At 71.0% G+C, this 10,992-nt stretch carries 9 protein-coding genes; 7 read left to right on the top strand and 2 right to left on the bottom strand.

Annotated elements, in window-relative coordinates; genetic code table 11:
- Positions 1-142: 142 nt before the first annotated feature.
- The 6 genes from P0Y31_RS14525 to P0Y31_RS14500 all read left to right on the top strand — a co-directional run bounded on the left by P0Y31_RS14525 (position 143) and on the right by P0Y31_RS14500 (position 7,407).
- Positions 143-1,714: an ABC transporter substrate-binding protein gene (locus P0Y31_RS14525; protein ID WP_275870603.1), complete on the top strand. Its 1,572-nt coding sequence runs from the start codon at positions 143-145 to the stop codon at positions 1,712-1,714.
- Positions 1,715-1,726: 12 nt separating this feature from the next.
- Positions 1,727-2,716 (top strand): ABC transporter permease, encoded by a 990-nt coding sequence (locus P0Y31_RS14520; RefSeq protein ID WP_275870601.1) that lies wholly within the window; start codon positions 1,727-1,729, stop codon positions 2,714-2,716.
- Positions 2,717-2,744: 28 nt separating this feature from the next.
- Positions 2,745-3,665 carry an ABC transporter permease gene (locus tag P0Y31_RS14515; protein ID WP_275870599.1) on the top strand — a complete coding sequence of 307 codons (921 nt, stop codon included), beginning with the start codon at positions 2,745-2,747 and terminating at the stop codon, positions 3,663-3,665.
- A 5-nt stretch (positions 3,666-3,670) separates the two neighbouring features.
- On the top strand, positions 3,671-5,545 hold the full coding sequence (locus P0Y31_RS14510; protein WP_275870597.1) for an ABC transporter ATP-binding protein: 1,875 nt from the start codon (positions 3,671-3,673) through the stop codon (positions 5,543-5,545).
- An 83-nt stretch (positions 5,546-5,628) separates the two neighbouring features.
- Positions 5,629-6,693: a LacI family DNA-binding transcriptional regulator gene (locus P0Y31_RS14505; RefSeq protein WP_275870595.1), complete on the top strand. Its 1,065-nt coding sequence runs from the start codon at positions 5,629-5,631 to the stop codon at positions 6,691-6,693.
- A 69-nt stretch (positions 6,694-6,762) separates the two neighbouring features.
- Positions 6,763-7,407, top strand: coding sequence for a malonic semialdehyde reductase (locus tag P0Y31_RS14500; RefSeq protein WP_275870593.1), 645 nt, complete (start codon positions 6,763-6,765; stop codon positions 7,405-7,407).
- A 287-nt stretch (positions 7,408-7,694) separates the two neighbouring features.
- On the opposite strand, the gene eda is transcribed toward P0Y31_RS14500, so the two are convergent.
- A complete protein-coding gene (gene eda, locus P0Y31_RS14495; RefSeq protein ID WP_275870590.1) occupies positions 7,695-8,348 on the bottom strand; it encodes a bifunctional 4-hydroxy-2-oxoglutarate aldolase/2-dehydro-3-deoxy-phosphogluconate aldolase in 654 nt (217 codons plus the stop codon).
- Positions 8,345-10,255: a phosphogluconate dehydratase gene (gene edd / locus P0Y31_RS14490; protein ID WP_275870588.1), complete on the bottom strand. Its 1,911-nt coding sequence runs from the start codon at positions 10,253-10,255 to the stop codon at positions 8,345-8,347. The genes eda and edd overlap by 4 nt, the downstream gene beginning before the upstream one ends.
- 238 nt (positions 10,256-10,493) lie before the next feature.
- Here edd and P0Y31_RS14485 point away from each other — a divergent pair, with 238 nt between their 5' ends.
- Positions 10,494-10,991: a phosphate-starvation-inducible PsiE family protein gene (locus P0Y31_RS14485; protein WP_275870586.1), complete on the top strand. Its 498-nt coding sequence runs from the start codon at positions 10,494-10,496 to the stop codon at positions 10,989-10,991.
- Position 10,992: the final 1 nt, after the last annotated feature.

Below are 10,992 nucleotides of genomic sequence, written 5' to 3'. Positions count from 1 at the left end.
GGAAATTCCCACCACGGAGGTCAAGTCAATGGTGACTAAGCGCTTTTCGGTTGTCGCGGTCGCGGTGTGCGCATCGTTCGGACTCGCGGCCTGTCAGGGCGGTTCGAACGCCCAGCAGGCAGGAGCCGGTGGAGGCGGCGGCATGATCAAGCAGCTGACCTTCCCCTCCGACGCGCCGAACACGATCGGGGGTCTCGTCGACTACAACCCCTACTCCCCCAACGCGCTGACGAAGACGTGGCTCTACGAACCGCTCATGATCCGCAACGGCCTCTCCTGTGAGATCACGCCCTGGCTGGCCACCGACTTCGAGTGGACCGACGGTGCCAAGGGCCTGACCTTCACGATCCGCGACGGCGTGAAGTGGAGCGACGGCAAGCCGTTCACCGCCAAGGACGTCGCCTTCACCCTCAACCTCGGCAAGCAGTACCCCGGCATCGACCGCGCGGGGCTGTGGACCGACACGTTCGGCGCGGCGGCGACCTCCGTCACCGCCGAGGGCAACAAGGTCGTGATCGCGTTCGGCGGCAACGCCGCTCCCAAGTTCGACGAGCTCGTCAAGCTGCAGATGCTCCCCGAGCACGTCTACGGATCGGTGGGCGACCCGTCGAAGTACATCGACAAGAAGCCCGTCGGCACCGGGCCCTTCACCGTCGGCAGCTACAACGGCCGCCGCCTGGTGCTCCAGCGCAACGCCGCCTACTGGCAGGCCGACAAGGTCAAGGTGCAGCAGCTCGTGCTCGAGGGCCAGTACGACGCCGCGCAGGCCTCGCTCAAGCTCCGCTCCGGCCAGCTCGACGCCTACTGGGGCGAGATCCCCAACCCGCAGAGGTCGTTCGTCGACGCCGACCCCAAGAACAACCACTTCTACTACGCGCCCAACGGCACGACGGTCCTGAGCCCCAACGTCGAGAAGAAGCCGTTCGACGACGCGAAGTTCCGCGAGGCGATCGCGCCCGCGATCAACCGCCAGGAGATCTCCGACAAGGCGACCTACGGCATCATGAAGCCGGCCAGCCAGACCGGCCTGAAGCTGCCCCTGGCCGCCAAGCTGCTGCCCGAGGAGCTGGCCAAGCAGGAGACCGTCACGGCGTTCGACGCGGCCAAGGCCAACCAGATGCTCGACGCCGCCGGCTACAAGAAGGGCGCGAACGGCAAGCGGACGACCCCTGACGGCCAGCCGCTCAGCCTCACCTTCACCGTGCAGGCGGGCTGGATCGACTACCAGGCCACTGCCGACGTCGTCGTGCGCAACCTCAACGAGGTCGGCGTCACGTCGAAGGTCGTCGCCACGGCGCCGGAGTCCGTCGACGCCCAGAAGAAGTCGGGCGACTACCAGATGATGCTCGAGTACCTCCACGGCGGCTGCGAGGTCGCCAAGAACCTCGGCGCCAAGCTCGCCTCGAACCAGATCCCGACCAAGACCGAGATCCTGCCGAACGTCCAGCGCTGGAAGGACCCGCAGACCGACGCCACGGTCAAGGAGCTCAGCGCCGCGATCGACCCCGAGGAGCAGAAGCGCCTGGTGGGCGACCTCGTCGAGACGATGATGACGAAGTACCCCGTGACCGCGCTGGTCTACGCTCCCGCGCGCATCATCTACCGCAGCGACAAGGCCGTCGGCTGGCCCAGCGAGGAGGACCCCTACGCCCAGCCCGCCGATGACCGCCTGCTGATCCTGACGCGGTTGCGCGCGCCGGGCTCGGACAGCTGACGGGCGGCCCGCATGAGGTACTTCGCCCGCCGGATCGGGTTCTTCCTCGCCACGCTCTGGGCTGCCATCACCTTGAACTTCATCATCCCCAGGATGCAGCCGGGCGACCCGGCCGAGGTCATGGTGCAGAAGCTCGCCGGCCGGGACACCCAGCTGAACCCGGCGGCGGTCGAGGCCATGCGGGCCATGCTCGGTGCCCCTGACGGGAGCCTGTTCGAGCAGTACATCGCCTACCTGAAGGCGTTGGTGCGCGGTGACTTCGGGCTCTCCTACACCTACTACCCCTACCCGGTGACGGAGGTCATCGGTCAGGCGGTCCCGTGGACGCTGGTCCTCGTGGGCGTGACCCAGACCCTGGCCTTCGTCATCGGGGTGACCCTCGGCGCCTACGCCGCCTGGCGGCGCAACAGCCGGTTCGACAGCGTGGTGACGCTCGGCTCGACGTTCGTCGGCACGCTGCCGTCGTTCTGGATCGCCCTGCTGCTGCTCTTCGGGTTCGGCTACACGCTCGGCTGGTTCCCCACCGCCGGCGGCTACGGCGCTTCGCAGCCGGGGTGGAACGCCGGCTTCGTGGCCGACGCGGCATACCACTCCATCCTCCCGGCCATGGCGCTGCTGGTGACGGCCCCGATCGGCTGGATCCTGGGAATGCGCAACACCATGGTCATGAACCTGGGCGAGGACTACATCCGCCTCGCCAAAGCCAAGGGCCTGCCCGACCGCGTCGTCGCCTTGCGGTATGCCGCGCGAAACGCGTTGCTGCCCAGCGTCACCGGCTTTGCGATCGCCCTCGGTGGAGTGCTCGGCGGGTCGATCCTCGTCGAGACGATCTTCGACTACCCGGGCATGGGCCGCCTCATGGGAGAGGCCATCGGCAACCGCGACTTCCCCCTGCTGCAGACCCTGCTGCTGTTCATCATCGTCGGCGTCCTCCTGGCCAACCTCGTCGCCGACATGCTCTACGGCGTGCTGGACCCGCGCGCGAGAAGGGCCGAGTCATGAAAGGCCCAATCATGAGAGAGGCACAGTCATGACCGCCGGAGTCGTCCAGACAGGCACCGACGAGCTGCCCGTCGGCAGCGAGACCCACGAGGTCGTCGCCCCACCGGAGACGCGCTGGTGGCAGCTCATCTGGAGCAGCACCAAGGCAAGGGTGGGCATCCTCCTGCTGCTCGGTTTCGTGCTCGTCGCGGTGTTCGCGCCGCTCATCGCCCCCTACGAGGGCACCCGCACCGACTTCGGGCCCCTCCTGCCCCCGAGCGGCGAGCACCTGCTGGGCACCACCAGCCAGGGCGGCGACATCTTCTCGCAGCTCGTCTACGGCACCCGGGTCTCGTTGCTGGTCGGGCTCTTCGGTGGCCTCTTCGCCACGGTCATCGCGCTCATCATCGGGATGATCTCGGGCTACAAGGAGGGCACCCTCACCGACGACGTCCTGTCGTTCTTCACGAACGTCGCGCTCGTCGTGCCGGTGCTGCCGCTGATGATCGTGCTGGTCGCCTACTCCGAGGTGCGCGGAGTGCCGCTCATCGTCTTCGTCATCGGCATCACGTCGTGGGCCGGGCACGCGCGGGCCAAGCGCGCCCAGATCATCACGCTGCGCAACCGTGACTTCGTCACCGCCGCCAAGTTCGCCGGCGAGGGCACCTGGCGCATCATCTTCCGCGAGATCATGCCGAGCATGACGTCGCTGGTCGCGGCCGGCTTCGTCGGGGCGGCGACCGGCGCGATCGGCGCCGAGGCGGGCCTGTCGTTCCTCGGCCTCGGCGACCCCGGCTCCATCTCCTGGGGCACGATGCTCTACCAGGCCGATGCGCAAGGCGCTGTGGCACAAGGCCTCTGGCTGTGGGTGCTGGTACCCGGCCTGACCCTGGCGCTCCTCATCACCAGCCTGACGTTCATCAACTTCGGCGTCGACCTGCTGAGCAACCCGCACCTGCGAGAGGACTGACCGTCATGACCCTTCTCCAGGTGCGCGACCTCAGCGTGCGCTACGAGCCCCGGAGCCAGCCGTCGCTGACCGCGGTCGACCGGGTGAGCCTCGACATCGCCGACGGCGAGTTCGTCGGCCTCATCGGCGAGTCGGGCAGCGGCAAGAGCACCCTGGCCATGGCCCTGCTGCGGCTGCTCGAGCGGCCGGGCCGGATCAGCGGCGGCTCCATCACCTTCGACGGCGACGACATCACCACCGCCCCCGAGGACGACCTGCGGGTGCGGCGCTGGCGCGACATCGCCACCGTGTTCCAGAGCAGCATGAACTCGCTCAACCCCGTGATGCGGGTGGAGGCGCAGTTCCGCGACGCCATCGAGCAGCACAGCGACCTGCGCGGGGACGCCGTGCGCGGCCGGGTCCGCGAGCTGTTCGAGATGGTCATGATCGACCCGAAGTTCATGAGCGCCTACCCGCACGAGCTCTCAGGCGGCATGAAGCAGCGGGTCAACCTCGCCCTCGCCCTGGTCAACCGGCCGCGCTTCGTGCTGCTCGACGAGCCCACCACCGGGCTCGACGTCGTCGTGCAGCGCTCCATCCTCGACGCGGTGCGCCGGCTCCAGAAGGAGCTCGGCTTCGCGGTGCTGTTCATCAGCCACGACATCGGCACGGTGATGGAGCTCTCCGACCGGATCCTGGTGATGTATGCCGGCCGGCTGGCCGAGGAGCAGCCGGCCGCCGGACTGGTGGCCGACCCGCTGCACCCCTACTCCAAGGGGCTGCTCGGCTCCTACAGCAACCCCCGGGCCGACACCGTGCGAGTCACCTACATCCCGGGCCGTCCGCCGGACCTGAGCCGGCCGCTCGACGGCTGCCGGTTCGCGCCGCGGTGCCCGGAGGCGATCGAGCGCTGCACCAGCGTCGAGCCGGAGTTCGCCCCGCTCGGCCGGGGCAGCGCCGCCTGCCACGTGGCCCGGCTCCAGCGCACCCCCGGCGCCGACACGGTCGCCGACCTGCCCGAGCCGACCCGCCGGTTCGCCGGACCGGAGTTCGTCAAGACGAGCGCGGACTCCGAGCGGGCCCTGCAGGCGCCGGTCTTCCTCACCGTCGACGGCGTGTCCAAGGTGTTCGAGCGCCGCCGCGGGCTGCGGGTCGAGCGCACCGACGCCGTCACCGACGTCAGCTTCGAGCTCCGCCGGGGCGAGGTCACGGCGCTCGTCGGCCAGAGCGGCAGCGGCAAGACCACGCTGGCCCGGATGATCACCGGGGTGGAGCGGCCGACCGCGGGCACCATCCGCTTCACCGGCAGCGACGGCACCCAGACCGCGGTCGAGCGGCTGCGGACCCGCTCGCTGCGCGACTACCGGCGCAACGTGCAGATGGTCTTCCAGGACCCGTACTCCTCCCTCAACCCGGCACTCACCCTGCGCTACACCCTGACCCGCCCGCTGCGGAACCACCGGGGGCTGGGCGCCAAGGACGCCGACGCGGCCGCGGCCGAGCTGTTCGAGACGGTGGCGCTGACGCCGAGCGCACGGTTCCTCGACCGCTACCCGTACGAGCTGTCCGGCGGGCAGCGCCAGCGCGTGGTCATCGCCCGCGCCCTGGCCGCCGACCCCCAGCTGGTCGTGGCGGACGAGCCGATCTCGAGCCTCGACGTCTCGATCCGCGCCGAGATCCTCGAGCTCCTCCACGAGCTCGTCCGCACCCGCGACCTCGGGGTCCTCTACATCACCCACGACCTGCTGAGCGCCCGGCTGCTGGCCGACGAGATCATCGTGCTCAACGGCGGCCGCGTCGTCGAGCAGGGCCCGGCGCTCGACGTCATCCGCAACCCCACCGACAGCTACACCCGCACCCTGCTGGAGGCCATCCCCAACCCCTTCGAGCAGGTGTCCTGAGGGTGTACCCCCGGCCGGGTCCGGCGGTGCCCTTGTGCTTTGTCGGGCTCCCCGGCAGGGTGACCTCCCATGGAGGCACCGGCGTGAGCCCGGGCGACGACCGCCCGGTCACGATCTACAGCGTCGCGGAGCGTGCGGGGGTCTCGATCGCCACGGTCTCCCGCGTGCTCCAGGGCTCGGCGCGCACGTCCCCGGTCACCCGGCAGAAGGTGCTGCGGGCCGTCGAGGAGCTCGACTACGTGCCGCTGCGCGCCTCCCGGGCAGTCGACACCCCGCGCCACGAGGCCCACGGGCTGGTGCTGCCGGGCCTGACCGGGCCCTACTTCGCCGAGCTCCTGGCGGGCTTCGAGTCGACGGCGGCGCAGTACGGCCAGTCGGTCGTGGTGGTGCTGTCCGGGTCGGCCGCCGACCTCGAGGCGACCCTGCGCTCGCTCACCGCCCGCGTCGACGGGCTGGTGCTCACCCACGGCACCGCCAGCGACGCGCTGGTCCGCTCCCTCGCCCGCAGCACCCCGACCGTGCTCCTCGGCCGGGCACCGCTCGAGGGGTGCGACAGCGTCGTCACGGAGAACCGCGAGAGTGCCGCGGCGTTGACCGAGCACCTGCTCGGCCACGGACGCACCCGCCTGCTCTTCGCCGGCGACCCCGAGGCGTCCTACGACATCCACGAGCGGTATGCCGGGTTCACCGGCGCGCTGGCGGCCGCCGGGGTCGCGGAGGCGCTCCCGCCCGTGCCGGCGTGGTTCGACGAGGAGTCCGCGCCGCAGACCGTCGACGTGCTCATGGCCAACCCGGGGCGCGTCGACGGCCTCGTCTGCGCCAACGACGAGCTGGCCCTCGCGACGATGGCGCACCTGGCCCGCCGCGGGGTGCGGGTGCCCGACGACGTCGCCCTGGTGGGCTTCGACGACCTCATGGCGTCGCGGTACGTCGCCCCCGGCCTGACCACGGTGCAGCAGCCCACCGCCGAGCTCGGCCGGTGGGGCGCGATCCGGCTGCACGAACGGATCCAGGGGCGCACCCGCGACGTCGAGCCCCAGGTGCTGCCCACCCGGGTCGTGGTGCGCGGCTCGTGCGGGTGCCCGTGGGACGGCCCGGCCCTGCCAGCCGCTACGGTGGGGACGGAACGGACATCTCTGGGCGAGTGAGGGCAAAAACCCCGGCAGATATTCCTCCCGCGGCGGAATAGGAGCCTCTCGTTGAACGTTCAACGAGGCATGACGCAGATCTCCCCCGACACCCTGACCGACTACGAGGCCGAGTTCGACGCCCCCCTCGCGCTCGACCCCGAGGCCCAGGACCTGCTGTTCCGCGAGGCCCGCACCGCCAACACCTTCGCCGACGAGCCCGTCACCGACGAGCAGGTCAAGGCGATCTACCACCTGGTGAAGTGGGCGCCGACCTCGATGAACAACCAGCCGCTGCGCATCGTGCTGGTCCGCAGCGACGAGGCCCGCGCCCGCCTGGTGGGTCTCATGGCCGACGGCAACAAGGCCAAGACCGAGAGCGCCCCGCTCGTCGCGATCCTGGCCGCCGACGTCGACTTCCACGACGAGTTGCCGAGGGTGTTCCCCCACTTCCCCGGCGCCCGCGACCTCTTCGCCGGCAACGAGAGCGCCCGGGAGGAGGCGGCCAAGCTCAACGCCGCCCTGCAGATCGGCTACTTCACCATGGGCGTGCGCGCGGCCGGCCTGGCCGTCGGACCGATGACCGGCCTCGACGCCGAGGCGGTCGACCGCGAGTTCTTCCCCGACGGCCGCCACCGCACCCTCGTGGTCATGAACATCGGCAAGCCGGGCGAGGACGCCTGGCTCCAGCGCCTCCCCCGTCTCGACTACGACGAGGTCGTCGCCTCGGTCTGAGTCCGGCCTCGGACCGCCATCCATCTCGGTGCCCGAAATGTGTTGCCTCGACGCCGAACCCCGGCTTACCGTCGTGGCACACGGAAGGGAGGTGGTCCAGGAAGTGATTTCTCATTGGACGCGTGAGGTGACTGGGCGCTAGGCGCACGGCAACTGCGCTGACGCGCAATCCCACCAGCATCACCGCAGCCCGCGGGTCGTGCAGGTCGTCCCCTGCACAGTGCCAGCCGCTCGTCTCGGCAGGCAGGCCCGCGGGCTGTTCCATGCCCGCCGACACCGAAGGTCGTTCAGGGGCGCAGGGCGGCGGCCTGGGCGGCCACGGTCTCGACCCGCGCCCAGTCGCCCCGGGCCAGCGCGTCCTTCGGCGTCAGCCACGAGCCCCCGACGCAGCCGACGTTGGGCAGGGCCAGGTAGTCGCGGGCGTTCTCAGGCGTCACCCCGCCGGTCGGGCAGAACCGCAGGTGCGGGCACGGGCCGGCGACGGCCGAGAGGTACGGCCGACCGCCACTGGCCTCGGCCGGGAAGAACTTCATCGCGGTCAGCCCGGCCTCGGCCAGGGTGAGCATCTCGGTGAGGGTGCCGGCACCCGCCAGCAGCGGCAGGCCGGAGCCCACGGCCGCCTCGAGCAGCCGCGGCGGTGAGCCGGGTGTCACCAGGAACTGCGCCCCGGCGTCACGCACCTGGGCCACCTGCTCGGGCGTCAGCACGGTGCCGGCGCCGACCACCATGCCCTCGACCTCGCTGGCCACCGCCTCGATCGCGGCCAGCCCGGCCTCCGAGCGCAGCGTGATCTCGATGATCGGTATGCCGCCGCGCAGCAGGGCCTGCGCGAGCGGCACCGCCTGCTCGGCGGACTCCACAACCACCACGGGGATGACGGGCGAGATGTCGAGCACGTCGGCGCCGCTGCGGATCTCGTGGTGCTGCAAGGTGGGGCTCACCGGGTCTGCTCCTGCTGGGGGGTGATGGTGGGGGTCAGGGTGTGGTCACCGAGCTCGGCGGTGCGAGCCAGTGTGGCAAAGACGTGGGCACCCTCGTCGGCGCGGCCGACGGCGGTGCGCAGCGGGTGGAAGAGCTCGCGCCCGGTGCCGTATTCCTCCGGTGCCGCCCGCATCGCCGGCGGGCGGGAGGCGAGCTCGACGGGGTCGACCAGCACGTCGATCGTGCCGGCATCGGCGTCGAGGCGGACCACGTCGCCGTCGCGCACCCGGCTGATCGGCCCCGCGTGCACCGACTCCGGCGTCACGTGGATGGCCGCGGGGATCGCGCCCGACGCCCCGCTCATGCGGCCGTCGGTCACCAGCGCCACGGCATACCCCCGCTTCTGGAGCACGCCGAGCGAGGGCGTGAGGGCGTGCAGCTCGGGCATGCCGTTGGCCGACGGGCCCTGCTCGCGGATGACGACCACGACGTCGCGGTCGAGCTCGCGCCGCGAGAAGGCGGTGAGGAAGCCGACCTGGTCGGTGAACACCCGCGCCGGCGCCTCGACGACCCGGTGCTCCTCCGCGACCGCCGAGACCTTGATGACGGCGTTGCCGAGCGAGCCGCGCAGCATCCGCAGACCGCCGTCGGGCGCGAAGGGGTCGGTCGCCGGGCGCAGCACGTCGCGGTCGCCCGACTCCAGCGGCACGTCCTCCCACACCAGGGCGCCCTCGGCGTCGAGGACGGGACGCTGGGTGTAGAGGGACAGGCCCGGCCCGGCGAGGGTCTGCACGTCCTCGTGAAGCAGGCCCGCGTCGAGCAGGGTGCGCACGAGGTAGGAGGTGCCACCGGCGGCGTGGAAGTGGTTCACGTCGGCGGGGCCGTTGGGGTAGATCCGGGCGAGCAGCGGCACCACCGCCGACAGCTCATCGAAGTCGTCCCACGTCAGGTGGATGCCCGCCGCGGCGGCCATGGCGACCAGGTGCATGGTGTGGTTGGTCGAGCCGCCGGTGGCCAGCAGCGCGACGACCCCGTTGACGACCGCCCTCTCGTCGACGACCTGGCCGATGCCGTAGACCTGCTCACCCGAGGCGATCTCGGCGACCCGCCGGGTGGCCGCGTCGGTCAGGGCCGCGCGCACCGGGTCGTCGGGGTGCACGAACGCGGCGCCCGGCAGGTGCAGCCCCATGACGTCCATGAGCAGCTGGTTGGAGTTCGCCGTGCCGTAGAAGGTGCAGGTGCCCGGTGAGTGGTAGCTGGCGATCTCGGACTCGAGCAGCTCCTCGCGCCCCGCCTTCCCGTCGGCGAACGCCCTGCGCACCTCGGCCTTCTCGGCGTTCGACCGCCCCGAGGCCATCGGGCCGGCGGGCACGAACGCGGTCGGCAGGTGCCCGAAGGTCAGGGCCCCCTCCACCAGGCCGGGCACGATCTTGTCGCAGACGCCGAGCATCAGCGCACCGTCGAAGACGTCGTGCGAGAGGGCGATCGCGGTCGACATGGCGATGACGTCGCGGCTGAAGAGGCTCAGCTCCATGCCGGCCCGGCCCTGGGTGATGCCGTCGCACATGGCCGGCACGCCGCCGGCCACCCGCGCCACGGCCCCGACCTCCCGGGCGGTCTCCTTGATGGCCTGCGGGTAGTGCTCGTAGGGCGCGTGGGCCGAGAGCATGTCGTTGTAGGACGTGACGATCCCGAGGCTGACCGCGCTCGCCCCGGTCATCGCGACCCGGTCCGAGCCGCCACACGCGGCGACGGCGTGGGCGAGGTTGCTGCACCCGAGGTCGGCCCGAGCCGGCCGCAGGCCGCGCTCGGCCGCGGCCGTCGAGATGCGCGAGAGGTATGCCGCGCGGCTGGCACGGCTGCGCTCGGCCACCTTCGCGGTGACGTCGGCGACGACAGGATGGACGGGCAGGGCAGGACGGGGCACGGTGTTCTCCTCGCGGTTCGCAGGCGGCCCGGAAAGGGGCCACGGGCGAACGGCGACGGTGGCGCTCGCGTCTGGTGTGGCACCGGTCACACTAGGGCCAGCGACGTCCCCGACTCCAGAACCCCGCCACCCCATCCCGTCATACGGACGGGTAGACCACGTCGCGAGATGGGGTTCCGTCACACGACCACTCGGCGTGTCGTGGTGCTGAGCCCCGGCTCGGCGCGAGGATGCCCCCATGAAGGACTGGACCGAGAAGGCCATCGAGCGGGCCGAGAACGTCGTCTACCTCGTGGTCGCGGCGATCCTGTTCGTCATCGCCGCCGTCGTCCTCGTCCGTGCCGTCCTCGAGTTCCTCAAGCTGGGCACGAACGATGTCACCGACGTCGCCGCGAAGGTGCTCGACCTGCTGCTGCTGGTGTTCATCGTCGTCGAGCTGCTCTTCGCCGTGCGCACCACGCTCTCGCGGCGCGAGCTCGTCGCAGAGCCGTTCATCCTCGTCGGCATCATCGCGTCCCTGAAGGAGATCGTCGTCCTGTCGGTGAAGGCGCCCGAGCTGCTCGGCAAGCCGGAGTTCCAGGACATGATCTGGCTCATCGGCATCCTCACCGCCACCATCGTCGTGCTCTCGGTGGCCGGCTTCCTGCTGCGCCGCAAGGAGCGCGAGCCGACCGAGGGCGACCGCGACAGCGACGGCAGGCCGGACCTGACCGAGCCCTCCCCGGCAACCGGCTGAG

Origin of the sequence: Knoellia sp. 3-2P3 (assembly GCF_029223115.1) — a bacterium.
Taxonomy (GTDB): domain Bacteria; phylum Actinomycetota; class Actinomycetes; order Actinomycetales; family Dermatophilaceae; genus Pedococcus_A.
This window is presented reverse-complemented; position numbering and strand designations above follow the sequence as displayed.